Here is a 26,227-nt window from a genome sequence, read left to right as displayed (position 1 = left end):
TCAAACACTCTCCTTTTCTTCATTAAAAAAATCCTTCATCCAGGAGACAACGGATTTGCCTTGTTCTTCCCTGACTTGTTCCACTTTTTCGTGAGCAATGAATTTTCCGTTTTTTATAACAATCACTTCATCCAGAAGCGTTTCGATTTCGTCGATTTCATGAGTTGTTATGAGGACAGTCTGAGTTTCGAAATCTATGAATGATAGCAGACCCCTTACGATAGACTCCCTTACCATTTGATCGAGTCCCGAGAAAGGTTCATCTAGCAAAATGACGGGAGCTCTGCGAGAAAGTGCCAACACGAGCTTCACCCTCCCCCGGTTACCCTTTGATAAGGAACCAATCAGAGATTTGGGATTTATCCCCATAAACTGTAGCATCTTATCGGCCTTCTGTCTATCAAAATCTGGGAATTGGGAGGCGTTAAAATCAATCGTTTGTTGGACAGAAAAAGGATGATAATAGAAATCCAACTCAGTCAGGTAGGCGACCTTCTCAGCAATCCGCCGATTTACCGGAGTGCCCTCGACAAGGATCTGGCCTGCATCTGGCTTGACGAGACCGGCGATCATTTTTAAAGTCGTCGATTTACCGCTGCCATTCGAGCCCAATAGTCCGTATATTTTTCCTTTTTCCAATGAAAGCGAGACATTGTCTACTGCGAATTGCCCGCTGTATGTTTTGCTGACCTCCTTGAGCTGTACGGTCATGTTTCATCACTCTTTTCTAAAAAAAATTGCTGCACGCCGTCTAACATTTCCTTTTTTGACAAGCCAATCTCCTGCATGTTCGCTACAAAGGTTCCAATAATGTCTGTCTTTATCCTGTTGCGCAAGGTGGCTTCAATGGTTTCTTCCTGTCTCACGAATGTCCCCTGCCCTCTTTTAGTCTCCACAATCCCATCGCGTTCCATTTCAGCGTAGGTCCTCTGGATCGTATTTGGGTTCACTCCCATCTGCACGGCCATTTCCCGGACAGATGACAGCTTATCACCGCTCTTGATCTCGCCGCGCACAATCGCATAATAAATCCGGTCAGCTACCTGCAAGTAAATCGGTTTCGAAGCATGAAATTCTTCTGTCATGTCATACCTCAACCTTTCGATCGAGCAACCATGCGGAAAGCCAGAAAAGTACACCTATAACTAAGATTTGCAAACATGCCATCAAAAGGGATACTTCATTATGTACCGCCTTAAATTCCATTCCGTTTGTAGCTGAAAGTTCAAAGGCACTAACAATACCGAATTTTAGTACTGCAATTTCCCCTAGCTTAGTCATGAACGTTGTACTTATAACCAAGTCCCAGGCTGCACCTAATACGACTGCCAGCAAAAATACGGTAAAGCCGCGGAAACTTTTGATGAAACGTACTTGTTTTAACGAGTGATAAATCACCCATAGAAACATAACAAAAACGCCCAGAAATATCCCGACAACCGTAACACTTGCACCCATAAGCAGCAGATCGCCAATGCCCGGTCTATTTTTGATCGCGGAATAATCGAAAAGCTCCGGTAAAAAGTGAAGGTCAATATATGCAATACAGCAAGCAATGAAAACCGAGACGGTATTAAAGATGAGAGAGATCGTTAGCTTTGCCCCCAATAACACCCATGAACTGTTTGGATTATAAAGCCAAAGCTGGGTCTTGCCTTCCATGTTCAAAAATAAAAGCAATTGCAATGAGTAATTAGCAATATGAAAAATGATAATTAAAATCCCACTAATGAGCAGCAACCAAGGTTCATTAAAATACTCGGAAAACAAGTAAGCTATAAAAACCACAAGCAGTTGGAGAATGCCAGCAAACGCCAGATTTTTCCTGCCCAAAATCCAATCCTTCTTCAACAATCCTATGAAGGCAGTCATTAAACCACGCCTCCTTCTGTCATTTTTTAGAAATACCAGTGAACTAGTTAAATAGTACACTCAAACAAAAATGATGTCAACAAATTTTTCCAACTTTATTATTCACTGAATTTTCCACCTCAAATAAGTGGCCTAGTACATGGATAAACACGTTCGTTCAAATGAACGGTGTTTTCATTTGAAATCACTTGTGTTTTCGTTTAAATGGGACCACTTTCGCTTAAATCCCCGATTTTTTCGCTTAAATCAACCCCGGACTTAATAAGCCCCCTGGCAGGAAACATTTCCCCCTATCATTCTCTATAAAAATCTATTATTTTTATAGAAACTTGTATATAATTATTCTGTTACAGTATTTTACAGATTAGGAAGGGGCATTCATTATGCCATCTGAAAGAACACGTAGAAGTAAGAAAAAGAAAAAATGGCCGAAGATTGTCGGGATTATTTTCTTGCTGCTGCTTTTAGCCGGCGGTGCTTATGTATATTCTGTTTACAATTCTTTGAGTAATGCCGTTGAAACGATGCATACACCAGTTGATCGGGAGAAATCTAATATAGCTTTTAACAATAAAGAACCGTTTACCGTATTGATGCTTGGGGTCGATGAAAGGGAAGGGGACAGGGGCCGTTCCGATACGATGATCGTCCTCGCTGTGAACCCTGAAACAAACTCAGTGAAGATGCTTAGCATCCCGCGTGATACGCGGACCGAGATTGTTGGTCACGGTACAACGGATAAAATTAATCATGCCTACGCATTCGGTGGTGTGAAAATGGCGATGGACTCAGTCGAGAATTTCTTAGACATTCCCATTGATTATTATATGCAAATCAATATGGAAGGCTTTAAGGATATTGTGGATGCTGTCGGCGGGGTGACCGTTAACAACGACCTTGATTTCACAGAAGAAGGTGTGCATTTCGCAAAAGGAGAAATCAAGCTGAACGGCGAAGAGGCTCTGAAGTATTCCAGAATGAGAAAACAAGATGATCGAGGCGATTTTGGACGTCAATTGAGACAGCGCCAAATCATCCAGGCGGTGCTTAAAGAAGGTGCCAGTGTTTCAACCCTGACCAATTATGATGATATTTTTGAGGCCTTAAGCGTAAACGTCAAAACGAATCTGACTTTTGGTGAGATGGTAGATATCCAGCAGAATTACCGGGCGGCTGCAAAGAAAGTGGATCAAATGGCGATTGAGTCATCCGGCACAACAATAAATGGAATCTACTATGGAATTGTTAGTGACGAAGAAAAACAAAGGGTACAAAAAGAACTGAAAACCCAACTGGAAATAAAGTGAAATAAGCTGTTCAGCCTCGGTGCTGAGCAGCTTTTTATTATGTTAAAATTCCAATACCGGTCATAAAACCCCACCGTTTTACAGCATGTCCATGAAACTTCCAAAATCCCTCATACCCCGTACGGAACTTGTAAAACGCTTTTTTGTTTGATTTACACAAAAAAGAGGTATAAATAGATTAAGAAATAATTTACAGTCAATCTAGAAATCTACTACATGGATTATATTCTTAAAAAACATTTTAAGGAGAGATCATGATGAAGATAAAAGCTGGAAGCTGGAGAATGCTAACACAACAGGATAAAATGTTTATTTTAGAAGCAATCAGTACCCTTTCCCAAGTTAAGAGGAGCGCCTAGATGAAAGTATAGAATGGGGTATGACCATGCAAAGCCCGAACATACCCCATTTCTTTAATAATTATAATCCCATAGGATCTTCCACTCGTCCTCCTCTTTGACCACGAAGCAGTTTTGTTGAAGGACAAACTTGCCAAAACGGCTATCAAAGGTTTGCGTCACGGGAATTTCATAGACTTCCCTCAATGTCGGCGCCCCGCTCCTCATTTGCCAATGCTTATGTTTATTTGCGTCCCCTACTTCAAACGTAAACGTGTCCACCTCCATATGCTGCATGAACACATGGCCGCGGTTCTCGATATAATCGCCTTTATCTGGGAATTTATCATCCATTTCCGAATGGAAAAGCTCCCATGATTTCCCGAACTCTCCGGCCGCTTCATACGTATAAAACTCCTCCACCACTTCTTCAGGTTCATTTTTCAAAAGAAAAAACAAACTGATGGTAAGCATGATGGCTAAGGCAATACCGATTAACATAAGTATGATTTTCCGATTGCGTCTGGCTCTCAAGAAGCAGCACTCTCCCCATCCGTGTTTGTACATTTATATGGGAAAAGTTTTAAAGTTATGTAACATGATCACTTTTGACTTGTCAGTATCAGCTGTCACTAGTATTCAGCAAAGATCGCACAAAAAAATGGACTAATCTGGACAGTCCATTTTTTTTATAAGACTATGAAAAATACAATCGGCAACGTCGCTAAACTTAATGTCGTGCTTATGAAGGTGGCACTTGATACGAAGTCCGGTTCCGTATTGAATTGGAGAGCATACATCGTGGTATTCGCCGCAGTCGGCATCGCCGCCATCACAATCATGATCTGCTTGACCATCTCATCAACAGGCAGAAACAGAGTAATGAAGTAGGCAATAACAGGAGAAATCGCCAATTTTAGAATGAGAGAGATTGATATTTTACTCTTTTCGATTTGCTTAATAGAAATGTTTGCAAGCTGCATACCTAGTGTAAGCATGATCGTCGGGATGGTTGCATCGGCGACTAAATCAACAGCCGACAGGACCGGAGCACTTAATGGGATATGAATATATTGAAAAACAAACCCGGCCATCGCCCCATACACTATCGGCATCCGTTTTACCGCATTAATTGCAGACCGAACTCCATTCCCTTCCGGACTTCCCTTCGCCGCATAATATACTCCTACCGTACACATGAGCAACTGTTGAACAACCATTAAAACAATCGCATAATCCAGGCCAACTGCCCCAAACAACAGAAACACGACCGGAGTCCCATAATTCCCGTTATTCATAAAAGAAGAAGCCAGGATCATGCCACACGTTTCCGACATCGAGTATTTTTTAAGAAAAGAGATAAGATAGACAACAAGGATAAGTGCGGTACATAAACCGAATGTGTATACAACCATGTAAACAAACTCAAGCTTAAACTCCGTCGTATAAAAGGTCCGAAACACCAAAACAGGAGACATTAAATACAAAGCCATCGTTGAGATTCCTTTTGTATCAAAATGGAATTTCTTTTGGCCGATAAAGCCTAAAACAAAGATCCCGAATATGGGAAGAAGCACGCTGAGAAATTCCATTCTATTCACCCCGAGTTAATGTAAAAGATTCATTAAATAATAATTATACCTTAACTTTCGCATCTTGATAATTCCGGTAATGATTTATTTGCGATTTCACTCTACGAAAGTTGAATAAATAAAGATAATAGGTAATACATAAAAGCGGATGATCTTTTATAAAAAAGATTACCCGCTAATGAAAGTACTCTATTGTTTTTTCTTGAATTACTTTCTCAAGTGTCAGGATTAATCAGAATGATCCGGACAACAATCGCCCCGCATTCGGCACTTTTGTGCTTATGTTCAATTCTTTAAGAATTTTATACACTGTAGAAGTTGCAGCGGATAAAACCGGAACCACCAGCCGGTCTTCAACCGTCTGAATAGCGGGAAGAGATGGCATCTGAACACAAGCAGATAAAACAACAGCATCAGCACCTTTAATATTTAAACGCTCTGCATGCTGAACCAGGTTAACTGGGTCCAATCTGCCAACCTCAAGATTATCAGCTACTTCAAGACTAATAGAATCTATCACTTCGATCCCTGCCGATTCTAAATACTCTATAGCCATGTTCGTTAAAGGCTTCATATAGGGTGTAATAATAGAAACCTTTCTCGCCCCGAGCGCCTGAATTCCCTCAATCAGGGCACCGGCGCTGCTGACAATCGGGGCTGCTCCGCCATTTTCCTTCGTGGCCACACTTAATTTTTCTTCTGAGATTTGATGATACCCGGGACCTTGGCACATTATTGCTATTAGACAAGCGTATGCCAGCACATCACACCTTGCGTCCGAGAGCTCTACAGCACAGCGCTCACTGTCAGTGTCCATTTTCTTTAATTCTTCGGGGTTCACATGCTTCATTCGCATTCTCGCTGAGTGAAAGGTAAATGATTCGTTCGCCTCTAACTGCTGCCTGCTGTGAAGCATCGCTGGAATTTCCGTTTCCATCGTCGTATTTGAGCTTGGGACGATTAATCCGACTCGATAATTGTCAGCCATCTTATCTCCTCCAATGTTTCTTGGTCCAGTACTTCCTATCCAAACTATCACTCAATGATTTATGACACGTTCATTTTACTTTTCCCTATCTTCAGTTCGTTCTTTTCCTGCCAGAGCAGAAAGATGAACGTAAAGAAAAACGCAATAAAAATGATAATGATGATTAACGCAAGAATCGATGCCGGCTCATTGAGTGACATATAATGTACTAACCGGTGTCCAAGTCCTTCATAGGAGGCAAACATCTCTGCCAGAATTAATCCAAGAAAACAAAGACTGAAACACATCCGTAATCCAACCACCAATTGAGGCATGATTGCCGGGATAAGAATTTGTCGCGCTTTTTGCATAAAGCTCATCTTGTAGGACTTTGCCAATTTCAGATATATTTCAGGAACCGTTCTTGTTGCTTCCATACAGATAATCATCATCGGAAAAATTCCGTGAAAGACGGAAAATGCCATTCTTCCTGTAATCGTTAAACCAAAGATTAATAGAAAAATGGGATACAAAGTCACTTTTGGAATCGAGTATAGCCCTAATAAAAGTGGAGACAATGTTTTTGTCCAAAATGAACTTAATCCAATAACAAAGCCAAGGACGGTTCCTAATAAAGATGCAATTAAGAACGAGATTACTAACGTTACCAAAGTGTTGCCTATATCCCCGAGCCAGTTATTCGTGTTTGCTCCCAAATCCGAAATGCTTTGCCAGGGAGAAGCCATCGCCGGTGCCCCGATAATTTGGTAAATGATTTGCCAAAGCAGGATAACCGCGACTGGAACCATATATCTCCCGAGCTTATACCACTTTTGATCTAAAGCAATTGAATTCATGAAGTACTCCTCTCTTCCATTTTTTAACGATTACATGTTTCTTCTATAAACTCTTGTCTCAATAAAACCAAGAACTACATTGACTAATAAGGCAATTACGATAACCAGAAGAACTGAACCATACATTCCGTTCATATCAAAATTATTATATGCATAGGAAATCGTGTAACCAAGCCCTCGAGAAGACAGAATAAATTCTGTTGCAATTACTCCAATGATGGAATACGCCGCTGCCAGTTTGACGCCGGTGAAAATATATGGCCAAGCCGCCGGAAAATAAATATGAACCAGCATTTGGCGAAATGAGAGATTATTCGCTCGACCAACTTTTTCAAGCACCTTTCGAATTTCACGGAAACCAATCGCGGTATTGCTAATCACGGCTGGCATGGCAAACAGCAAACCAATCAAGATAACAGGTAATGGCCCAATCCCCAAAATACTAATAAATATTGGATATAACGCGAAGAAAGGAATCGCATAAAATAACAGCAAATATGGCTGAAGTACATGGTGCGCTAAATCCGACCGCCAAAGGAAGACTCCAATGATTACGCCAAAGATCATAGCACCAATGAAGCTAACCAGAATTTCCATCACGGTAATTCCAAAATGATTGGTTAAGTATTCCGAATCTCCCAGATTGCCAATCATATTCATAAACATCGTTGAAAAAGGGATAAACGTGAATGGATCAAGCCAATACATACGTGTAGCAACTTCATATAAAACTAATAAAGTGGCAACAATGGCAATTTGGACAACACGGTGCAGCCTCATTGCCCTACCACCTTACTATTTTCGTATACAGATTTCTTTGTTAATGACTCTTCTTCAAGGCTGGACCATAGCTTTTGAGTGATTTCTGCAAACTCTGGAGTTGTAAGGGCTGTAGCATCACGAGGCTTTGGCAAGTTGCTTTGAATGAGATGTTTAACCTTGCCGGGTCTCGCTGAAAGGACGACAATTTTATCTGATAGCAGGGCTGCCTCTTGAATACTGTGAGTAACGAGTACAACTGTTGCTTTCGTCTGTTCAACGATCTTCAGAAGTTCTCCTCCCAGAATCAATCTCGTCTGTTCATCTAATGCTCCAAATGGCTCATCCATAACAACAATTTCCGGCTGTGTCACAAGCGTCCGAGCAATCGCGACCCTTTGCCTCATTCCTCCCGACAGTTCATACGGATAAGAATTTTCGAAGCCTTTTAAGCCAACGAGTTCAATCATCTCCCTCGCTTTTTTGCGATACTCTGACTTAGGTTTGCCTTGCATTTGCAGCCCAAATTCAACATTCTCTTGAACGGTTCGCCATGGAAAAGTAGACTCTTCCTGAAAGACAATCCCAATTGATTTTTGCGGACCCGTTACGGCTTCACCTTGGATTTTTACTGAACCTGAAGTTGGGGTTCGCAGTCCTGATAAAATCTCCAATAATGTGGTTTTACCACAACCACTTGGTCCCACGACCGAAATAAATTCGCCCTTTTGCACAGTGAAATCAATATCCTGAAGAGCAACCACTTCTTTAGCGTCGCTCGAATACACCTTTGTTAGATTTTCAACTCTCATTAGTGGTACAGCCATTAATGTCCGCTCCTTTGCTAAAAGATAGTAATGAATGGAAGCGGCCGGTCGATATAAATTCATCACCGGCATCGCTTCAAAACCAAAATTATTAATTCTTTTTCAGATCTTTAGGATCCAGCCTTTGATCTTCTGGAAGAAAGTCCATGTCAAGAACTTCATCCCAGAGAATTTCCTGATCCTTCTTTAAAGTATTGGCCATCTGCATACCCTTGACGACATTATTAATCGAATCAGCTTCGATTTTGCTGCTCCAGTGCTTCTTATCAGCAAGATCCTTGATTGCGGCTACTGATGCGACCTCATCGATTTCAGCAGATTTGGCAAAAATCTTCCCGGCTTCTTCCGGATTAGCATATGTCCATTCCACTGATTTTTGATATGCCTTCAAGAAACGTTTGACCAAATCTGGATTTTCCTTGATTAACTGCGGACTAGTGATGATAACGCTCTGCTGGTAATTAGGGACATGATCCGAAACACGGAATAAAGTCTTCCAATCATCCTTCTGGACCGAATAGGCCGGTTCCATCATTAATGTTGCATCGACTTCTTTCGCCTGCAACATGGTTAATCCTTCACTAACTCCACCCGATGCCACCAACTCTAAAGACTTAGGATCAACACCTGCTGAATCAAAAATTAACTGCGATGTCGTTTCCGTTACAGAGCCAGGATTCGTGAACGCCCATGTCTTCCCCACCATATCCTCGACTTTTTCAATATCAGCATCCTTGCGTGTTACATAGACAAGGTCACTAACACTTTGCACTCCTCCACCGACAATTTTCAATGGCGCACCAGCCAGATACGACTGAAGAACAGCAGATGTTGACACATCACCAAACGGAAGATCACCTGACAATACATTCCTTACCGTCGTTCCACCACCGCCGCTACCAACAATCTTATTAATTTTTATCCCTTCTTCTTCAAAGAAACCCTTCTCCATTCCTACATCGTAAGGAACCGCATATAGGCCAGTCGGATAATGGGTAACTGAAATATCAATTTCATCCATTTTATCTCCTCCGCTACCTTTACTTGAAGAAGATCCACCAGCCGATTGTTGCCCCCCACAGCCTGAAACAACAAAAACCATCATCATCATCAAAACAGCAAACTTTCCTAACGTCATCGTTTTTTTCCAGTTCATCAATAACCCTCCTTATTAATTTAGTGTTACCGCTTTCATTTTTCTTTTTAATATTCTAAGAGTTTTGTACAGAAGCCTCAGAATCGAGCTTGTAAAAAATCTTATGCTGCTTTTCAAAGGTGGCAATCTCATCTTCAAATTTTAGCGAAGAACCAATCTCGTCCAGCCCTTTTAACAACAGTTCTTTTCGGTAAGGGGCAACTCTAAAGTGACTTACAAACCTTTGATTGTCTGTCACAGTTTGATTCTCTAAATCTATCGATAACTGGTAACCTTTTAATTTCGCTGTATTTTGAAATAACTGTTCTACTTCTTCTTCACTAAGTTCGATGGGCAGTATTCCGTTTTTAAAGCAATTGTTATAAAAAATATCAGCGAATGTTGGGGCAATGATCACCTTTATGCCAAAATCAGCGATTGCCCATGGAGCATGCTCTCTTGAAGAACCGCAACCAAAATTCTTACGTCCTAATAGTATCCCTGCATTTCGGTATTCTGCTTGATTTAATATAAAAGATGCCTTCTCTTTTCCATCCTCAAAACGCCAGTCATAGAAAAGAAATTGCCCGAAGCCGGTTCTTTCAATTCGTTTTAAAAATTGCTTTGGAATAATCGCATCTGTGTCAACATTAACTACATCCAACGGAGCAACGATGTCCGTAAAATTCGTAAATGTTTGTGTCATAGATTTACCTCCTCCGCCGTTTTTGATGGCCATGTTCTGACGTCGACAAAATGGCCTTTGATTGCTGCGGCGGCGGCCATTTCCGGACTAACCAAATGCGTTCTTGCATTCCGCCCCTGCCTGCCTTCGAAATTACGGTTGGAGGTTGAAGCACAGCGTTCATCAGGCAGGACAATATCTTCATTCATCCCAAGACACATGCTGCAGCCTGCTTCCCGCCACTCAAACCCAGCATCAGTAAAAATCTGATTCAGCCCTTCATTTTCAGCTTGTATTTTAACTAACTGGGAACCAGGAACTACTAAAGCCGTAACATTGCCAGCAATCTTATAACCATTAACTATTTTTGCTGCTTTTCGCAGATCCTCAATACGGCTATTTGTACAGGAACCGATAAAGACCTTATTTATGGTTATTTCTGTTATTGGCGTATTTTCAGCCAACCCTATATAATTCAGAGCTTTTTCCGCTGCTCTTTTTTGACTATCCGGAAGTTCAGCAATGGAAGGAACTTTTCCTGTTATACCAGTTACCTGACTAGGAATTGTTCCCCATGTCACTTGTGGAATTACCTCGGATGAGTCAAACTCGACTGTTAAATCGAAAACCGCATCCGAATCGGAATAAAGCTTTTTCCACTCTGTTAAAGCTGCTTCCCATTCACGTCCTTTGGGGGCACATTCTTTGTCTTTCAGGTATTGGAATGTTGTTTCATCCGGCTCGATTAAGCCTGCTCTTCCACCCATTTCTATCGACATATTACAAATCGTCATCCGTTCTTCCATCGACAGTTTCCGAACCGCTTCACCACGGTATTCAATTACATAGCCAGTCGCAAAGTCATGCCCGAACTTTCCAATGAGAGCTAGAATTAAATCTTTGGAAGTCGTTCCGGTTGGAAGCTCTCCATTGATATTAATCGACAGTGTTTTCGACTTATATTGCTTCAAAGTTTGCGTTGCGAGTACATGTTCCACTTCACTGGTTCCAATTCCAAACGCAAGAGCACCAAAGGCTCCATGAGTGGAAGTATGGCTGTCACCGCATACAATTGTCTGACCAGGCTGAGTAATTCCGAGTTCTGGTGCTATAACATGAACAATCCCTTGATTTCGACTTTTCAAATCAAATAGCTTTATCCCGAATTCTCGGCAGTTTTCAACCAGTGCGTTCACTTGTTTTTTAGCAATTTCATCTGTAAACGGCAGGTCTCGATTCCTTGTTGGAATGCTATGGTCCATTGTTGCAAGTGTTAAATCCGGTCTTCTCACCTTCCGACCTTTCATCCTTAACCCTTCGAAAGCCTGTGGTGAAGTAACTTCATGCGTAAGATGCAAATCAATGAACAGGAGCGTCGGCTGATTTTCCTCTTCATGAACAAGATGATTTTCCCAAATCTTTTCATATAAGGTTTTTCCCATTATGTCACCCCTTTTTATATGACATTAGCATTCTTTAATTCTTCCATTGTTTCTTTACTGTAACCAAGTATTTTTCCGTATACTTCGTCATTATGTTTTCCAACTACTTCAGCGCCTGCGTGCTTCACTTGACCCGGGGTTCTGCTTAGCTTCGGAACGACTCCTGGCATTGAAAAGTCCCCTAATTCCGGATGCTCAACATTTATGATCATTTCTCTTTCTTTATAGTGAGGATCCTCCAGGATTTCTTTTGCGGAATAAATGAGTCCGGATGGTACTCCTTTTTCCTCAAGAATCTGGAGTGCCTCTTTTGCAGGCAGTGTTTTTGTCCACTCCTCAATCATGGAATCCAATAGCTTCATATTTTCACCTCTGCCATTGTGCGTTGCAAACCTGGGGTCATCCGCCAGTTCCGGCTGATCCATCGCTTCAGAAAGCCTGCGAAACACATTGTCTGCATTTGCACCTATCACGATGTATGTTTTATCTTTTGTAAAATAAATATTGGAAGGAGCTACTCCAGGAAGAATATTGCCCATTCGCTCCCTCACATAACCTGCCAGCAAGTAATCCGGAATGATGCTTTCCATGATTGAAAATACCGATTCGTACAATGCGGTGTCAACAACCTGGCCTTTTCCGGACTGTTCTCTCTCGTGTACTGCCACCAGACAGCCAATCGTGGCAAATAAGGCAGCAAGGGTATCACCGATTGATATCCCAATTCTTGAAGGCGGCCGATCTGGAAATCCTGTCACATACCGCAAACCACCCATTGCTTCTCCTACACTTCCGAATCCTGCACGATGTTTATAGGGTCCTGTTTGCCCAAAGCCGGAAGTTCTGACCATAATAATTCGCGGATTGATCTCAGCTAACTTCTCGTAGGATAAATTCCACTTTTCCATTGTTCCAGGGCGGAAGTTTTCGATAATGATATCGGTGTCTTTCACTAGTTCCCGTAAAATGGCTTGACCTGCTTCTTCCCGTAAATTAAGCGTGATTGATTTTTTATTCCTTGATTGAATCGGCCACCAGAGCCCCACACCATCTTTTGACTTTCCCCAGTTTCTCATCGGGTCTTCCTTACCGGGCGGTTCTACTTTAATGACCTCAGCACCAAAATCGGCAAGCAACCTTCCCGAAAAGGGGCCAGCTAATAGGGTTCCAAGTTCAATAACACGTAAATTTTCCAAAGGCAAACGATTTTCTGTCAATCTGATCACTCCTGTCCGTGCTAATAGTTTATATATGCAGGCAGAAAACTTATAAATCAAAATTTTCTTAATCTTGTATACAAATTTAATCTTTTGTATACAATAAGTCAACTGTATTTTTAAAAATACATATTTTTATTCAAAAAACATTGAATAAACCGCTTTCATTACTAATTATCAGAATATTATTGAAATATTTTTTCGCATTGTATACAATAGACACGTGAGGTGTTAATTGATGTATGCATACGAATTTATAAAAGATGCAATTATTCAAGGAAAATATGAGCCGGGAATGAGGCTAGCTGAAGAGTCACTGGCAAAGGAATTGAACTTAAGCAGGACACCTGTTAGAGAAGCAATTAAACAGTTGGAAGCGGAAGGATTGGTTGTACCCTTAAAGCGTGGAGTCAGCGTTAGACATTTTACTAAAGAAGATATCCGGCAGATATACGATTTAAGAACCTTGCTGGAGGGCTATGGCGCAAGCCAGGCAGCCATTTATCGCACAAGCGAAGATTTAAAGAGAATGGAAAAAGCCAATTCCTTATACGAAAAGGCAATTACTCAGTATATTGAAGCGGATATGGACAGCATTAAGGAAATTGTCGATGTGAATCAGGAATTTCATAACGCGATTGTCGCTGCCTCTAAGAACTCACATATCTATTTTCATATCTCAAAGGTTGTCGTTGTTCCAGTCGTGTTTCGGTCTTTTTACTGGTATAACCACTTCCAACTGAAACAATCTCTTGAGGTTCATAAGATTATTCTCCAAGCTATTAAAAATAAAGAACCCGAGCGTGCGCGAATTGCGATGCATGAACACATTTATCAAGGACGCGATCACGTGCTAAGGCATCTTGAAAAAATAAAAAATAGTCATCTATTAAAGGAGGAAGATTCATGATCGAAATTTGTGAAGTAGGCCCCCGTGATGGATTGCAAAATGAAAGTAAAATCATTTCCACTGAAACAAAAGTAGAATTAATCACCCGCCTGATCGATGCTGGAATGCGCAATATCGAAGCCGTTTCATTCGTTAACCCAAAAGTCGTTCCACAAATGGCAGATGCTGAGGAAGTCTTGCGCCTACTTCCGAAAAGAGATAATGTTACATATGCTGGACTCGTCTTAAGCCGATCGGGTCTGGAGCGGGCCTTGCAGACAAACGTTGACTTCTTGCATGTGGTAACAGCTACAAGTGATCAATTTAATTTGAGGAATGCGAAAAGAACTGTAGGGCAGGCTGTAGAAGAATTATCGAAGGTCATTCAAGAAGGTGTCGAAGCTGATAAAGAGGCAGCAGGCGTTCTAGGAACTGCATTTGGTTGCCCATTTGAAGGTAATGTGCCTTTATCTCAAGTATTGGAAGTTGCTGAAAAGTTTCTAGCAGCAGGCTGTAAGAAAATCACCCTAGCTGATACGACCGGAATGGCCAATCCGTTTCAAGTCCAAAATGTCATTAAAGCATTTAAAGATGCTTTTGGCTCTGATTTGTCTTTAGGACTTCATTTTCATAACACGAGGGGACTAGGGTTGGCAAACACGCTAGCCGGTTATCAGGCTGGGGTTAATCGGTTTGATTCTTCGATAGCAGGATTAGGAGGATGTCCATTCGCTCCAAAGGCGGTCGGCAATGTATGCACAGAAGATATGGTGAATATGTTTCATGGAATGGGAATTGAAACGGGAACAGATTTGAATCAACTCCTTGATATAGCTAAGTGGATGGAAAAAAACATGGAGCGTTCTTTGGATGGAATGCTCATGAAGTCCGGAATTGCATAAAGGGATAACTCCCCATTAAGGTGATGGGGAGTTTTGTTATCTTATAAAACGGACTATTAGACAGTATATAAAATAGTCTGTTATGGGCACTATAAATTCACATATGCTTAAAATTAAAAAACTGGCCACGGAGAAATCCGTGACCAGCAAACTAAATCTATTAAGCTTGTTAAACGGTCAAATACCCTTGTAATAAATACTTATCAAGAGCTTGCGGTTTTCCTTCAAGCATGACCGTCCCTCTATCAATGACGTAAATATAATCGGCATTATCCAAGAGAAAATCGATATTATGATCCACCATCATGATACCAATATTGTTCTCTCTCGCCAAAGTTAATATCACTTCTTGAATGCGGGATACAATCGATGGCTGAATCCCTTCCGTCGGTTCATCCAGCAGAAGAATAGAGGGTTCTCCGACAAGCGCGCGGGCAAAGGCCAGCTGCTGCTGCTGTCCGCCGCTTAAATCGCCTCCTTTTCGATGAAGCATATCCGGTAAAACCGGGAATAATTCGAGTACTTCTGCAGGTACAGTCTTGGTCTTGGATTTCCGCGCTTCCAATCCTAGCAGCAAATTTTCTTCGACCGTTAAAGTAGGGAAGATTTCGCGTCCTTGCGGGATATATCCAATACCCTTCTTCACCCTTTTTTCAGGTTCCTTGGCGGTAATCTCGTCATCATTTATCATGATGGAACCTTCCTGCACCTTAAGTAAACCGACGATCGCTTTTAACAAGGTTGTTTTGCCTACCCCATTTCTGCCAAGAATGCCGACAAGCCTGCCTTTTTCCACCTGAAGGGACATATTATACAGGACCCGGCTGTCCTGATAGCCAACCGCTACTTTTTCCACTGACAGCATAGCTTCATTCCCTCCTTCCCAGGTAAATTTCGGCTACTTGCTTATTCTGCTGAATTTCTTCCATTGTACCTTTACATAAAACCTTCCCTTCACTCATCACGGTAACGGTTTGTGAAAATTGTTTAACGAAATCCATATCGTGTTCCACTGTAACGACCGCGCATTTTTTTGCGATATCATGAATCAGTTTTCCGGTTCGCTCGCGCTCATAGCCGCTCATGCCTGCGATGGGTTCATCCAGCAGCAAAAGCTGCGGGTCGGTAACAAGCTGCATCCCAATTTCCAGCCACTGCTTTTGACCATGTGATAGCGAACCCGCCTGCATCCCCCGAAATTCATATAAATCTGTAAATGAAAGGATCTCGAGTACTTTTTCTTCTGCTTTCTTTTTCAGTTTCCTCCTGAAAAGTGCGGAGGTTTTTTCAGAAGAAAGCACGGCCAGTTCGAGGTTTTCCTGGACGGTTAACTGCAGAAAAACCGATGGCGTCTGGAATTTTCGTTTCACACCGAGTCTCGCTATCTCATACTCTTTTTTCTTTGTAAGTGCGATTTGTTCCCCAAACATGATGTCACCACTAGACGGCTTCGTCTTTCCGCATATCGTATCGAGCAAAGTGGTCTTGCCCGCTCCATTCGGTCCAATTAAGAAATGAATTTCATTCGGTTCGATGTCCAATGTGACTCCTTGAAGGGCATGAAACCCATGAAAGGTTACTCTGACATCACTGCATGACAGTATCGGCTTCATTTTTTACCTCCTCCACTTTTTTGGTCCGCGTCCATTTTTTTCTGAGGGAGTGGTAGAGTCCGACGATCCCGTTCGGCATAAACAAGACAATGCTGATAAACATCATGCCTAATAAAAATAACCAATAATCCGGGTAGTTTTCACTGAAATACGTTTTGGCGCTATTTGTCACAATCGCACCGATTATCGCCCCGATAAGGGATGTCCGTCCGCCTATCGCAACCCAAAGCACCATCTCAATCGAAGGGATGATCCCCATCATTTCCGGAGAAATTAAACCGACCTGAAGGACAAACAACACCCCCGCTATCCCGGCAAACGCCGCAGAAAGCGCATATACCATCACCTGATAAAAGGTGGAATTATAGCCTAAAAAACGGGTCCTGTTCTCACTATCCCGGATCGCAACCAAGAGTTTCCCTGCTTTTGTTTCGGTCAGAAATTTAGAAAGCAAGAATACAATTAGCAGAACAGCAGCGGTGATAAAATATAAAACAATTTGGGTGACCGGATCTGTCAGGGAAAAACCGAGCACCATCTGAAAGTTCGTCAGCCCATTTGTTCCGCCTGTCCATTGCTGGTTGCCGATGAATAACGTGACAAAAATAACCACTATAGCCTGAGAAATAAGTGAAAAATAGACCCCTTTGATCCGATTTTTAAATGTTAAATATCCAAGGACAAAGGACAGGAGTGCCGGCAAAAGGATCGCAGCGCCCAAGGAAAATCCAAAACTTTTGAAAGGTTCCCAAAACCAAGGCAGGGAAGAAACCCCGCTCCAGCTCATAAAATCAGGCAGAGCACCGCCCGCCGCTTCGAGTTTCAAGTGCATCGCCATACAGTAAGCACCGATTCCAAAGTATACCCCATGGCCGAGGCTTAGGATCCCCGTTTGTCCCCATATAAGCGAGATCCCTATCGCGATGATCGCGAAGGCTAAAAACTTTCCTAATAAGGAAAGGCGAAATTCCGTTAAATAAAAGGGTGCCAAAAATAAGGCAAGGAAGATCACCCAATTCGAATAAGTAATTTTTTTCACGACTCTCCTCCTCAATCAAGCGAACGTGTTTTGACATAGACAAGGCCTGACGGACGCCATTGCAAGAATATGATAATCATTAAAAAGACCATGACCTTAGCAGTGGTGGCGCTTGAGGTATATTCGACAAATGTCGAAACGAGCCCAACGCCAAAAGCTCCAAAAACGGTACCGATAATCTTGCCGATTCCCCCGAAGATCACGACCATAAAGGCATCCACAATATAATAGGTCCCGATGGAAGGCCCAATCGAGCCAATCGCTGTTAAGGCACAGCCCGCAATGCCTGCCAACCCTGAACCGATGGTAAACGCAAGCGCATCGACTTTTCGAACGGAGACCCCAAGGCAGGATGCCATTGGACGATTTAAGGTAACCGCCCTTATTTTCCGGCCTGAAGCCGATTTCTCCAGGTACAGATATAAGAGGATGACACTTAAAATAACAATGGCTAAAATGAATAATCGCTTATAAGGCAATATCGCTCCTGCGATCTCTACCCCGCCATTCAGCCATCCGGGAGCTTCAACCGCGACGTTCGGCGCCCCGAAAATCGTCCTTGCTGTCTGCTGAAGGATCAAACTTACACCCCATGTCGCTAGCAGACTGTCTAACGGGCGGTGATACAGGTATTGAATCAAAAACTTCTCAATCAAAAAACCAATCATCCCGGCAGCTAAAAAAGCAACAGGGATCGCAATAAAGTAGTAGTACGAAAAAAAGGAAGGGAAATAAGTCGAGAAAATATTTTGGATGACATAGGTCGTATACGCCCCAACCATAATCAATTCTCCATGTGCCATATTGATGACATTCATCAATCCGAATGTGATCGCAAGTCCGATGGCGATTAATAACATAATCGAACCTAAGCTAATCCCATTGAACAGCTGGGTAATGATATTCTCCATTCAGATCCACCTCCATTTGTAAAGAATTTTCAAATAAGAAAAGTGCAGCCGCCTCTGTAAATAAGGAACTTTAAACTAAAACCGTCTAAGTCAAATCACAAACGCATTTCCGGTATTTGGATAATAAACCGTGAGTTTGGATAATAAATCCTAAGTTTGGATAATAAATTCTGAATTTGGATAATAAATCTCGGATTTTCAAAATAATACCTCTGTTCTGATATTAAATCCCGCGCAGTTAGACATTTTATAAAGTTATGAAAGTTATACTCTCTCTTTATGAAGGGGTTCGCTGACCAGAACCCCTTCTTTGTACCTTTATTGCAATCCTTTTGCCCATTCATAGCTTTTTAGATATGGATCCGGTTTTACCGGCTCCCCGGAATTCCACAATTCCTTGAACTGTCCGTCTTTTTGAACTGCCCCGATCCGGACGGTTTTATAGGTGTGCTGGGTTTCGCCGTCGATTTTCACTGTGCCGCCGGGCGCCTTGAACTCAATTCCATCTGCGGCCGATTTTACTTTCTCGACATCAAAGGACCCAGCTTTCTCCACCGCTTCAGCCCATAGATATACCGCAAAATAAGCAGCTTCGATCGGATCGCCAGTAACGCGGTCATCCCCATACTTCGCTTTGTATTTCTCGACAAATGTTTTGTTTTCCGGAGTATCCGTGGTCTGGAAGTAATTCCAGGCTGCTAAATGCCCTTCCAGGACATCGACGCCAATCCCGCGGATCTCTTCCTCCGCTACACTGACGCTCAGGACCGTGACATCTTTGGATGTAAGGCCTGCATCTTTTAATTGCTTGAAGAACGCGACGTTACTGTCTCCATTCAACGTATTGTATACGACCTCCGGTTTTTCTTTTTTGATTTTGCTGATCAACGTACTATAATCCGTGTGTCCCATCGGCGTATATTCTTCCCCTAATAGCTCCCCGCCCTCGGCTTTAAGCTGGGCTTTGATGATTTTATTGGCGGTTCGCGGGAACACATAGTCAGAACCAATCAGGAAGAATTTCTTTCCTTTATTCTCTAATAACCAAGTGACAGAAGGGACAATTTGCTGGTTGGTTGTCGCCCCTGTATAAAAAATATTCGGCGACTGCTCCATGCCCTCATATTGGACCGGATACCAGAGTAAACCATTATTCTGTTCTACTACCGGCAGCATCGATTTACGGCTTGCGGATGTCCATCCTCCAAAAATCGTCGCAACTTCATCCTTTTGCAATAACTTCTTTGCTTTTTCGGCAAATGTCGGCCAATCGGAAGCCCCGTCTTCCACGATCGGCTTTATCTTCTTCCCTAAAACTCCTCCGGCGGCATTTATCTCTTCTATCGCCATTAACTCCGCATCGCGTAAGGAAACCTCACTGATGGCCATCGTCCCGCTTAAGGAATGCAGGACGCCTACCTCTACTTCATCGGAAGAACCCTTCTTTTCCGATGCTTCAGTCTGTTTATCTTTGCTGACCAGATTGCTTGCGGCACAACCGGATCCTATTGCGAATATAAGAATTAATAAAAACGTTAAACTAGCTTTTACGACTTTGCTTCGTTTCATTGACATACCTTCTCTCCATCGATTTTACTTATACAAATGTGTATAATTAAAATCAGGCAATCACACGATATGTATGCCTGATTTAAAGGGAGTATCTTATGGCTGTAAGATACTCCTTTTTGTTTTTTTGGATCAACCTCCTCTATGTAAGTTTTCAAAACATTTTAATGTTATGTTATATAACATAACTAATATTAGTTATTGTATTTGTTTTTTCAGAAAATTTCAATAAAATTTCGGTTAAATTTTTAAAAAAAATTGTGGTAACGCTAACATTCCATGGTATGACCGCCTTAATGTTTCGCCTTAAACATAAAAAGCACCGGATATTATTCATCCAGTGCTGGTAATTTATTCCAAGCTATTCATGTTTTCTTTTAAAATCCGCTGAATGCATGTCATAATTTCTTCCACTACCCCTGTATTATGCGCGAAGATACGTAAACAAAACCCGTTTACGCATGGCAAGGCCGACAATCCGAGACGAACTCCTTCAAAACCTTGAACAAGCTGCTTAATAGATTCCGTTCCTTCAACGGTGAACAAGTCACTTATGACAATAGCAGAACCAAAATGCGAGTAGGATTCCAGATAGCCGGTCTCGTTTATATGCTTAGCTGGTTCAAGCAGCAATCGATCAAGCACCACCAGTTCTCCTTCATAAAACACCTTCACAACAGATCGGTAGTCTTGATAGGAAAATAATGCACCATCCGGAGACCAGCCAGGCGTCAATATATCCGTAAGGAAAAGGGTCGCCCGCTTCTTCATGTAGATTTCTGTGAATTGATGAAACCTGGCATCCCTGTATAGAATCGTAGGTTCAGGCATAAAGAACAGACTAGCATCACTTTCTAATTCAAACTGATTTTCCTGGATGGGAGGTTGATCAATGGTCCGGTATATTTTGGTCGCTCCTTGAGTCCTGAGCGTAACCGCACTGCCCTCTCCGGCACGAAGGATCATTCGGTATGTGTCGCCGTTTACATACCCGCCGCCCACACTTAGCCAATAAAGGGTGGCTTCCGTTTCATTATCCAAATATAACGGATGGGTGATTTTAAAGGATCCATAGTGGTATTTGCTTGATAGAATGGTGCGGCCATGCTGCCTTATTGTCTCGAGCTCCGCATAACCGGTCCACTCATCCATTCTCCAGCCCTACCAATAGACATTCCTCTTTAATCCAATTGATAACCCCCTCCAACCCGAGATCTTCTTTTAAATTGGTAAAAAAGAACGGTTTGTTGCCGCGCGTGGATAATGTATCCCTCTCCATCACTTCTAAACTTGCCCCAACATAAGGTGCCAAATCGATTTTGTTTATGACAAACAGGTCGGACTTGATCATGCCCTGTCCACCTTTGCGCGGAATTTTCTCCCCTTGGGCCACGTCAATGATGTAAATTGAGAAATCGACGAGTTCCGGGCTGAAGGTTGCCGCCAAATTATCGCCGCCGCTTTCCACGAAAATGATATCCAATCCTTCATGACGTTCAAGCAATTCGTCAATCGCCACAAAATTCATGCTCGCATCCTCGCGAATCGCCGTATGGGGACAACCTCCCGTTTCCACGCCGATAATCCGGTCTTCGGAAAGCACGCTGTTTTTCACTAAAAAAAGCGCGTCTTCTTTTGTATAGATATCATTCGTGATAACCGCCAGATTATACTCGTCGTCCAGCGCCCGGGTCAACCGTTCTACAAGCATCGTTTTTCCCGCTCCAACCGGTCCGCCGATTCCAATTCTTAGTGTCATGCCATCTCCCCGTTTCTATTTATTTTTCCGATTAAGACATAAACAAGCGGACATGCAAGTCCTCGTGCAACATAGCCGCAAGCTCTATACCCGGCGGCGATATACCAAAGTCATCGATTGTAAGGGTATCGATTTTGGCGACAACGTCTTTTATATTTTGTTGAAAAGAAAATAATAAACGCTGGCCATCAGTCTGCCCTAAAGGAATCCCTCTGACGGCGTTTTGGATGATAGAAGAGATGGCCGTATATAGGTATGCGGTCACGCATTCTCCCTTACCAATTCCCATCTCGTTGCAAAATAGGCCAAATGCCAATGCCGGATGACCGAAGGCCTCTTTTTTCTTGATCTGCCGGCGATAGTCGGAAAGTGCCGGTACGGCTTCCAGCGCCATTAACAACTCCACCATCCGCCCGCCTACCCTTTTTGCCCCTTCCCTGGTTTCCCGGGACAGGGATGACACGTATAACAGCCGGTCTAATTCATGGATATTGTGGCCATCGTATAACAGCGCAGCAGATAATCCGTCATTGTAGCATAGTGAGCCTTCTAAATAGGCATGCAGCCAGCCCGCGAATGTTTCAGCATTGGTCACTTTCCCTTCCTGGATGTAGGTTTCCAGACCATAGGAATGCGAAAATGAACCGGTCGGAAAATTGGAATCGCAAATTTGCATCAAGGTTAAGGCAGCGTTAGTCATGCGAATGGCCTATCGGACGGAATGCCTCGTTTAACGTGCGCTCCTCTCGCGAAAAAGCAACCTGTTGGCGGGTTAGCATCTCTTCTATTAAATAATCATACTCAACAATCATTTCATCACCGTCAAATTGAGCAGGGGTGTGCCTGTTTCCGATTTGATGCGCGATCACACCCATCACTTCAAGACTTTCCGGCCGGATCACCAGGACATCATTCGATAGTACATCGACGACAATCGCGTTTTTATCATCCATATAAAGAATATCCCCGCGATGAAGCTCCCGTTCTGTAGTTAACCGGATGCCCAGTTCTCTTCCATGGTCGGTTTTGACCCGTTGAACCCTTTTTAATAAATCGCCGCTAGCTAAATACACTTTTTCCTTATGAAGATGGTCAACCGATACCTCGTTTGCATTCGCAACTACACGTTCAATTATCATCGAAAATCCTCCTTAAAAAAGATGATATCGCTGAGCCATCGGCAAGATTTCCACCGGCTCGCAGGTGATGATTTCCCCGTTTACCTTTACATCATACGTTTGCGGATCCACTTCAATATTGGGCGTTCCGTCATTCCATTTCATATCCTTTTTCGTCAGATTGCGGATGCTATGGACAGGCTTGATGATCTTCTCCAGCCCCAGCTTATCAGGAACTCCCTTTTCAATCGCCGCTTTTGACAGGAATGTCATGCTGGTCGAACCAACCGATTTCCCGTAAGAACCGAACATCGGCCGGAATAAAACAGGCTGAGGCGTCGGGATGGAGGCATTCGGGTCACCCATTACACTATAGGCGATCATGCCGCCTTTTAAGATTAGCTCTGGCTTGATCCCGAAAAAGGCAGGATCCCACAGCACCAGGTCGGCAAGTTTGCCTTTTTCGATTGAGCCGACATAATCGGAAATTCCATGGGCAATTGCCGGATTGATCGTATATTTGGCGACATAGCGCTTTACGCGGAAGTTGTCCCCATCGTTATATTCCTCCGGCAGTCGGGCTTGCTGCAGTTTCATTTTATGAGCCGTCTGCCAGGTTCTCGTGATTACTTCCCCGACCCGCCCCATCGCTTGTGAATCAGAACTTATCATGCTGAAAACACCCAAATCATGAAGAATATCTTCTGCGGCAATCGTTTCCTTCCGAATCCGTGAATCGGCAAACGCCAGGTCTTCCGGAATGGAAGGATCCAAATGGTGACAAACCATCAACATATCCAAATGCTCATCGATCGTATTTTTCGTGAATGGCCTTGTAGGATTCGTGGAGGAAGGCAAAATATAGTCATAGCTTGCCACTTTAATAATGTCCGGCGCATGGCCGCCTCCCGCTCCTTCTGTATGATACGTATGGATCAAGCGGCCATCGATCGCCTTTAATGTATCTTCCACAAACCCACTTTCATTCAATGTATCTGTATGAATGGCAATTTGGACATCGTATTCATCTGCCACCAGCAAGCTATGATGAATCGCGGATGGCGTGCTGCCCCAATCTTCATGAAGCTTTAAGCCGATGGCTCCAGCCTCGATTTGTTCGGCCAACGGTGCAGTATGTGAAGCATTTCCTTTCCCTAGAAACCCAATGTTCATCGGAAAGGCCTCCGCCGCCTCCAGCATCCGGTGAATATGGAACTCTCCAGGCGTACAGGTAGTCGCATTCGTCCCGGTCGCCGGACCTGTACCCCCGCCGATCATTGTCGTCACCCCGGAAGTGAGCGCCGTTTCAATTTGCTGCGGACAGATAAAATGGATATGCGCATCAATCCCGCCTGCTGTAAGAATCTTGCCTTCCCCGGCAATCACTTCTGTGGAAGCACCAATCACTATATCAACGTCATCCATCAACAGCGGATTCCCCGCTTTACCAATCGCGGATATGTAACCATCCTTCAACCCGACATCTGCTTTATATATGCCTGTGAAATCGATAATGATCGCATTTGTAATAACGGTATCCACACTGTCAGCCCGGGTGGCAAGCGGGTGCTGGCCCATCCCATCCCTAATGACCTTCCCTCCGCCAAACTTCACTTCATCCCCATAGGTTGTATAGTCCTTCTCAATCTCGATAAATAGGTCCGTGTCCGCCAAACGGACACGATCGCCGGTTGTCGGCCCAAACATGGAACTATATTGCCTTCTCGACATTTCCAATCCCATATTACAGCCCTCCATCCACTTTATTGTTAAATCCATAGACTTTTCTTTCTCCGCCAAAAGGGATCAATTGAACCTCTTTCGGATCCCCTGGTTCAAACCGGACAGAAGTGCCAGCCGGAATGTTCAGCCGCGTTCCATAAGCTTGGGTCCGTTCCAAAACCAACGCTTCATTCACTTCGTAGAAATGAAAATGGGAGCCTACCTGGATTGGACGATCGCCCTGGTTCACGACCATACAGACCGTAATTTCTTTCCCTTCATTACACGAAATCTTTTCTTTGCGTAGAAGATACTCACCTGGAATCATTCTTTTCCTCCTTATTGAATAGGGGTATGGACAGTCACCAGTTTCGTCCCGTCCGGAAACGTTGCTTCGACCTGAATATCCTGAATCATTTCAGGCACTCCCTCCATGACGTCTTCTCGCGATAAGATTCTTTGCCCATCCTTCATAATTTGAGCGACGGTTTTCCCGTCACGGGCCATCTCCATCAATTCATAAGTAATCAACGCGATCGTTTCCGGATAATTCAATGTCAAACCGCGTTCCTTCCTCCGTCGGGCCAAATCGGCTGCAACCACAATCATCAATTTCTCCTGTTCACGGCTCGTTAATTTCATTCTCCCCCGCCTTTAAAGACAAATTTAAAAAACATGTTAGGTTTTCTAACATTTTATGTTATATTTATTATTGTATAAATAAAATAAATTTTCAATCTTTTTTTCAAAACATTTAGAGGGGAGAGTTTCTTTTGGAATTATCATTGCTTTCTGTCTTACTGTTTGGCTTGCTATTGGGGGTGACGCATGCATTGGAGCCGGACCACGTAGCCGCGGTATCTACGATGGCGGGTGAAAACAAAAAGTTGTTCCGTTCTTCTCTAACGGGAGTATTTTGGGGAATTGGTCATACTTTAACCTTGTTTGTAATCGGAATCGTGGTCATCCTCTTGAAAACAAACATTCCGGGGATTCTGCAGAGCTCTTTTGAGTTCTTCGTCGGCATCATGCTTGTTCTATTAGGTGCGATGTCTATATTTACCTACAATAAAGATCACAATCATTCGCATGTACATAAGAACCGCATCTACCACAAAGCAACCATCATAGGCATCATCCACGGCCTGGCTGGAAGCGGCGCCATGGTTGTTACTACGATGGCCTCCGTCGACACAGCCGCCCAGGCATCACTCTACATTTTATTATTCGGTGCAGGAACGGTCATAGGCATGCAGCTGTTCAGCACAATCATTGCCCTGCCCTTCATTCTTGGCCGGAAAAATCTCACATTGCACTCCAGCCTTACGAAAATGGTCAGTGCTTTTAGTATTTTGTATGGGTGCTATCATATGTATAGTGTGGTTTCTTGAAAACTTCAGTATAATATTTTGGATTACAAAAAAAGCAGGAAGGCAACTATGTTTTTCTAAGAATGGCCTGATAGGTAGCCTAAGCTAGATTCATATCCCAGTTCAATACCGGAAGCCGGGCTTCCTGTTCAAAGGCCGCAGAACAGCTTCATCAAAGGCTCTTCCAATGAACTGGATGCGATTGGCAAGCCTGCAGATGAGAAACCACCACCTGGAACAGACAAGCTCGGCATGACTGTCAGATTGATCTGCCCTGTAAATCTTAAACCGCCGCCGGAACAGGTTCCATACTTCCTTCGACTTCCATTTCTTTTTG

Annotated in this window: 29 protein-coding genes; 4 read left to right on the top strand and 25 right to left on the bottom strand. The window is 43.1% G+C overall.

The window, feature by feature from the left end; translation table 11 throughout:
• Genes LQ216_RS13905 through LQ216_RS13895 form a run of 3 tightly spaced genes read right to left on the bottom strand, consistent with a single transcriptional unit; the run spans position 1 to position 1,872 of the window.
• The gene (locus tag LQ216_RS13905) at positions 1-711 is read right to left on the bottom strand and encodes an ABC transporter ATP-binding protein (RefSeq protein ID WP_230130076.1); all 711 of its coding nucleotides are present in this window, start codon (positions 709-711) and stop codon (positions 1-3) included.
• Positions 708-1,085 carry a GntR family transcriptional regulator gene (locus tag LQ216_RS13900; RefSeq protein WP_230130075.1) on the bottom strand — a complete coding sequence of 126 codons (378 nt, stop codon included), beginning with the start codon at positions 1,083-1,085 and terminating at the stop codon, positions 708-710. Before LQ216_RS13900 ends, LQ216_RS13905 begins: the two co-directional genes overlap by 4 nt.
• Position 1,086: 1 nt before the next feature.
• The gene (locus LQ216_RS13895) at positions 1,087-1,872 is read right to left on the bottom strand and encodes a hypothetical protein (protein WP_230130074.1); all 786 of its coding nucleotides are present in this window, start codon (positions 1,870-1,872) and stop codon (positions 1,087-1,089) included.
• 383 nt (positions 1,873-2,255) lie between these two features.
• On the opposite strand from LQ216_RS13895, the gene LQ216_RS13890 reads away from it, so the two are divergent.
• A complete protein-coding gene (locus LQ216_RS13890) occupies positions 2,256-3,179 on the top strand; it encodes a LytR family transcriptional regulator (protein WP_230130073.1) in 924 nt (307 codons plus the stop codon).
• Positions 3,180-3,592: 413 nt separating this feature from the next.
• Here LQ216_RS13890 and LQ216_RS13885 read toward each other — a convergent pair whose 3' ends face one another.
• The 10 genes from LQ216_RS13885 to LQ216_RS13840 all read right to left on the bottom strand — a co-directional run bounded on the left by LQ216_RS13885 (position 3,593) and on the right by LQ216_RS13840 (position 12,998).
• Positions 3,593-4,051 (bottom strand): hypothetical protein, encoded by a 459-nt coding sequence (locus LQ216_RS13885; RefSeq protein ID WP_230130072.1) that lies wholly within the window; start codon positions 4,049-4,051, stop codon positions 3,593-3,595.
• 155 nt (positions 4,052-4,206) lie between these two features.
• Complete coding sequence (locus tag LQ216_RS13880) at positions 4,207-5,109, bottom strand: AEC family transporter (RefSeq protein WP_230130071.1); 903 nt, start codon at positions 5,107-5,109, stop codon at positions 4,207-4,209.
• Between the two features lie 232 nt (positions 5,110-5,341).
• Positions 5,342-6,097 carry an Asp/Glu racemase gene (locus LQ216_RS13875; RefSeq protein WP_290369273.1) on the bottom strand — a complete coding sequence of 252 codons (756 nt, stop codon included), beginning with the start codon at positions 6,095-6,097 and terminating at the stop codon, positions 5,342-5,344.
• Positions 6,098-6,156: 59 nt separating this feature from the next.
• Entirely contained in the window at positions 6,157-6,933 is a 777-nt protein-coding gene (locus LQ216_RS13870) for an ABC transporter permease subunit (protein WP_230130070.1), read from the bottom strand.
• Between the two features lie 30 nt (positions 6,934-6,963).
• Positions 6,964-7,713, bottom strand: coding sequence for an ABC transporter permease (locus LQ216_RS13865; RefSeq protein ID WP_230130069.1), 750 nt, complete (start codon positions 7,711-7,713; stop codon positions 6,964-6,966).
• On the bottom strand, positions 7,710-8,519 hold the full coding sequence (locus LQ216_RS13860; protein WP_230130068.1) for an ABC transporter ATP-binding protein: 810 nt from the start codon (positions 8,517-8,519) through the stop codon (positions 7,710-7,712). The genes LQ216_RS13865 and LQ216_RS13860 overlap by 4 nt, the downstream gene beginning before the upstream one ends.
• Before the next feature lie 91 nt (positions 8,520-8,610).
• Positions 8,611-9,675 (bottom strand): ABC transporter substrate-binding protein, encoded by a 1,065-nt coding sequence (locus LQ216_RS13855; protein WP_230130067.1) that lies wholly within the window; start codon positions 9,673-9,675, stop codon positions 8,611-8,613.
• Between the two features lie 55 nt (positions 9,676-9,730).
• Positions 9,731-10,360, bottom strand: coding sequence for a 3-isopropylmalate dehydratase small subunit (gene leuD, locus LQ216_RS13850; protein ID WP_230130066.1), 630 nt, complete (start codon positions 10,358-10,360; stop codon positions 9,731-9,733).
• Positions 10,357-11,781, bottom strand: coding sequence for a 3-isopropylmalate dehydratase large subunit (gene leuC, locus LQ216_RS13845; RefSeq protein WP_230130065.1), 1,425 nt, complete (start codon positions 11,779-11,781; stop codon positions 10,357-10,359). Before leuC ends, leuD begins: the two co-directional genes overlap by 4 nt.
• A 14-nt stretch (positions 11,782-11,795) precedes the next feature.
• Positions 11,796-12,998 carry a CoA transferase gene (locus LQ216_RS13840; protein ID WP_230130064.1) on the bottom strand — a complete coding sequence of 401 codons (1,203 nt, stop codon included), beginning with the start codon at positions 12,996-12,998 and terminating at the stop codon, positions 11,796-11,798.
• Positions 12,999-13,236: 238 nt separating this feature from the next.
• On the opposite strand from LQ216_RS13840, the gene LQ216_RS13835 reads away from it, so the two are divergent.
• Together LQ216_RS13835 and LQ216_RS13830 are read left to right on the top strand one after the other, a co-directional pair.
• Entirely contained in the window at positions 13,237-13,908 is a 672-nt protein-coding gene (locus LQ216_RS13835) for a GntR family transcriptional regulator (protein WP_230130063.1), read from the top strand.
• Positions 13,905-14,789, top strand: coding sequence for a hydroxymethylglutaryl-CoA lyase (locus LQ216_RS13830; protein ID WP_230130062.1), 885 nt, complete (start codon positions 13,905-13,907; stop codon positions 14,787-14,789). The genes LQ216_RS13835 and LQ216_RS13830 overlap by 4 nt, the downstream gene beginning before the upstream one ends.
• Positions 14,790-14,958: 169 nt before the next feature.
• Here the strand turns inward: LQ216_RS13830 and urtE are convergent, their stop codons facing one another.
• From urtE to LQ216_RS13770, 12 genes are all read right to left on the bottom strand, one after another.
• Positions 14,959-15,654, bottom strand: a complete 696-nt coding sequence (gene urtE, locus LQ216_RS13825; RefSeq protein WP_230130061.1) for an urea ABC transporter ATP-binding subunit UrtE — start codon at positions 15,652-15,654, stop codon at positions 14,959-14,961.
• A 4-nt stretch (positions 15,655-15,658) separates the two neighbouring features.
• A complete protein-coding gene (gene urtD / locus LQ216_RS13820) occupies positions 15,659-16,402 on the bottom strand; it encodes an urea ABC transporter ATP-binding protein UrtD (RefSeq protein WP_230130060.1) in 744 nt (247 codons plus the stop codon).
• Complete coding sequence (urtC, locus tag LQ216_RS13815; protein WP_230130059.1) at positions 16,377-17,441, bottom strand: urea ABC transporter permease subunit UrtC; 1,065 nt, start codon at positions 17,439-17,441, stop codon at positions 16,377-16,379. The genes urtD and urtC overlap by 26 nt, the downstream gene beginning before the upstream one ends.
• Before the next feature lie 11 nt (positions 17,442-17,452).
• Positions 17,453-18,352 carry an urea ABC transporter permease subunit UrtB gene (urtB, locus tag LQ216_RS13810; RefSeq protein WP_230130058.1) on the bottom strand — a complete coding sequence of 300 codons (900 nt, stop codon included), beginning with the start codon at positions 18,350-18,352 and terminating at the stop codon, positions 17,453-17,455.
• A gap of 318 nt (positions 18,353-18,670) precedes the next feature.
• A complete protein-coding gene (gene urtA / locus LQ216_RS13805; protein WP_230130057.1) occupies positions 18,671-19,921 on the bottom strand; it encodes an urea ABC transporter substrate-binding protein in 1,251 nt (416 codons plus the stop codon).
• A gap of 351 nt (positions 19,922-20,272) precedes the next feature.
• Positions 20,273-21,073, bottom strand: coding sequence for an urease accessory protein UreD (locus tag LQ216_RS13800; RefSeq protein ID WP_230130056.1), 801 nt, complete (start codon positions 21,071-21,073; stop codon positions 20,273-20,275).
• Positions 21,066-21,680: an urease accessory protein UreG gene (gene ureG / locus LQ216_RS13795; protein WP_230130055.1), complete on the bottom strand. Its 615-nt coding sequence runs from the start codon at positions 21,678-21,680 to the stop codon at positions 21,066-21,068. Before ureG ends, LQ216_RS13800 begins: the two co-directional genes overlap by 8 nt.
• A gap of 31 nt (positions 21,681-21,711) precedes the next feature.
• Complete coding sequence (locus tag LQ216_RS13790; protein ID WP_230130054.1) at positions 21,712-22,380, bottom strand: urease accessory protein UreF; 669 nt, start codon at positions 22,378-22,380, stop codon at positions 21,712-21,714.
• Positions 22,373-22,819: an urease accessory protein UreE gene (locus tag LQ216_RS13785; protein WP_230130053.1), complete on the bottom strand. Its 447-nt coding sequence runs from the start codon at positions 22,817-22,819 to the stop codon at positions 22,373-22,375. Before LQ216_RS13785 ends, LQ216_RS13790 begins: the two co-directional genes overlap by 8 nt.
• A 12-nt stretch (positions 22,820-22,831) precedes the next feature.
• Positions 22,832-24,541, bottom strand: a complete 1,710-nt coding sequence (gene ureC / locus LQ216_RS13780; protein WP_230130052.1) for an urease subunit alpha — start codon at positions 24,539-24,541, stop codon at positions 22,832-22,834.
• A 1-nt stretch (position 24,542) separates the two neighbouring features.
• On the bottom strand, positions 24,543-24,848 hold the full coding sequence (locus LQ216_RS13775) for an urease subunit beta (protein WP_230130051.1): 306 nt from the start codon (positions 24,846-24,848) through the stop codon (positions 24,543-24,545).
• Positions 24,849-24,859: 11 nt separating this feature from the next.
• Positions 24,860-25,162, bottom strand: coding sequence for an urease subunit gamma (locus LQ216_RS13770; protein WP_230130050.1), 303 nt, complete (start codon positions 25,160-25,162; stop codon positions 24,860-24,862).
• Positions 25,163-25,293: 131 nt separating this feature from the next.
• Between LQ216_RS13770 and LQ216_RS13765 the strand changes: the two genes are divergently transcribed.
• Entirely contained in the window at positions 25,294-25,911 is a 618-nt protein-coding gene (locus tag LQ216_RS13765; RefSeq protein ID WP_230130049.1) for an urease accessory protein UreH, read from the top strand.
• The last annotated feature ends 316 nt before the right edge of the window (positions 25,912-26,227 follow it).

This window comes from Bacillus sp. CECT 9360 (assembly GCF_918741275.1).
In the GTDB taxonomy this organism is placed as follows: Bacteria; Bacillota; Bacilli; order Bacillales; family DSM-1321; genus Peribacillus.
This window is presented reverse-complemented; position numbering and strand designations above follow the sequence as displayed.

Bases quoted from the DNA above. Each gene is read 5' to 3' on its own strand.
- LQ216_RS13870 (WP_230130070.1), bottom strand. From the start codon at position 6,933: ATGAATTCAATTGCTTTAGATCAAAAGTGGTATAAGCTCGGGAGATAT.
- urtD (WP_230130060.1), bottom strand. From the start codon at position 16,402: ATGAAGCCGATACTGTCATGCAGTGATGTCAGAGTAACCTTTCATGGG.
- LQ216_RS13860 (WP_230130068.1), bottom strand. From the start codon at position 8,519: ATGGCTGTACCACTAATGAGAGTTGAAAATCTAACAAAGGTGTATTCG.
- urtB (WP_230130058.1), bottom strand. From the start codon at position 18,352: ATGGAGAATATCATTACCCAGCTGTTCAATGGGATTAGCTTAGGTTCG.
- urtE (WP_230130061.1), bottom strand. From the start codon at position 15,654: ATGCTGTCAGTGGAAAAAGTAGCGGTTGGCTATCAGGACAGCCGGGTC.
- LQ216_RS13800 (WP_230130056.1), bottom strand. From the start codon at position 21,073: ATGGATGAGTGGACCGGTTATGCGGAGCTCGAGACAATAAGGCAGCAT.
- LQ216_RS13880 (WP_230130071.1), bottom strand. From the start codon at position 5,109: ATGGAATTTCTCAGCGTGCTTCTTCCCATATTCGGGATCTTTGTTTTA.
- ureC (WP_230130052.1), bottom strand. From the start codon at position 24,541: ATGGGATTGGAAATGTCGAGAAGGCAATATAGTTCCATGTTTGGGCCG.
- LQ216_RS13830 (WP_230130062.1), top strand. From the start codon at position 13,905: ATGATCGAAATTTGTGAAGTAGGCCCCCGTGATGGATTGCAAAATGAA.
- LQ216_RS13770 (WP_230130050.1), bottom strand. From the start codon at position 25,162: ATGAAATTAACGAGCCGTGAACAGGAGAAATTGATGATTGTGGTTGCA.
- LQ216_RS13775 (WP_230130051.1), bottom strand. From the start codon at position 24,848: ATGATTCCAGGTGAGTATCTTCTACGCAAAGAAAAGATTTCGTGTAAT.
- LQ216_RS13890 (WP_230130073.1), top strand. From the start codon at position 2,256: ATGCCATCTGAAAGAACACGTAGAAGTAAGAAAAAGAAAAAATGGCCG.
- LQ216_RS13865 (WP_230130069.1), bottom strand. From the start codon at position 7,713: ATGAGGCTGCACCGTGTTGTCCAAATTGCCATTGTTGCCACTTTATTA.
- LQ216_RS13835 (WP_230130063.1), top strand. From the start codon at position 13,237: ATGTATGCATACGAATTTATAAAAGATGCAATTATTCAAGGAAAATAT.
- LQ216_RS13855 (WP_230130067.1), bottom strand. From the start codon at position 9,675: ATGAACTGGAAAAAAACGATGACGTTAGGAAAGTTTGCTGTTTTGATG.
- LQ216_RS13785 (WP_230130053.1), bottom strand. From the start codon at position 22,819: ATGATAATTGAACGTGTAGTTGCGAATGCAAACGAGGTATCGGTTGAC.
- LQ216_RS13895 (WP_230130074.1), bottom strand. From the start codon at position 1,872: ATGACTGCCTTCATAGGATTGTTGAAGAAGGATTGGATTTTGGGCAGG.
- urtA (WP_230130057.1), bottom strand. From the start codon at position 19,921: ATGAAACGAAGCAAAGTCGTAAAAGCTAGTTTAACGTTTTTATTAATT.
- LQ216_RS13790 (WP_230130054.1), bottom strand. From the start codon at position 22,380: ATGACTAACGCTGCCTTAACCTTGATGCAAATTTGCGATTCCAATTTT.
- LQ216_RS13905 (WP_230130076.1), bottom strand. From the start codon at position 711: ATGACCGTACAGCTCAAGGAGGTCAGCAAAACATACAGCGGGCAATTC.
- LQ216_RS13900 (WP_230130075.1), bottom strand. From the start codon at position 1,085: ATGACAGAAGAATTTCATGCTTCGAAACCGATTTACTTGCAGGTAGCT.
- leuC (WP_230130065.1), bottom strand. From the start codon at position 11,781: ATGGGAAAAACCTTATATGAAAAGATTTGGGAAAATCATCTTGTTCAT.
- ureG (WP_230130055.1), bottom strand. From the start codon at position 21,680: ATGACACTAAGAATTGGAATCGGCGGACCGGTTGGAGCGGGAAAAACG.
- LQ216_RS13875 (WP_290369273.1), bottom strand. From the start codon at position 6,097: ATGGCTGACAATTATCGAGTCGGATTAATCGTCCCAAGCTCAAATACG.
- leuD (WP_230130066.1), bottom strand. From the start codon at position 10,360: ATGACACAAACATTTACGAATTTTACGGACATCGTTGCTCCGTTGGAT.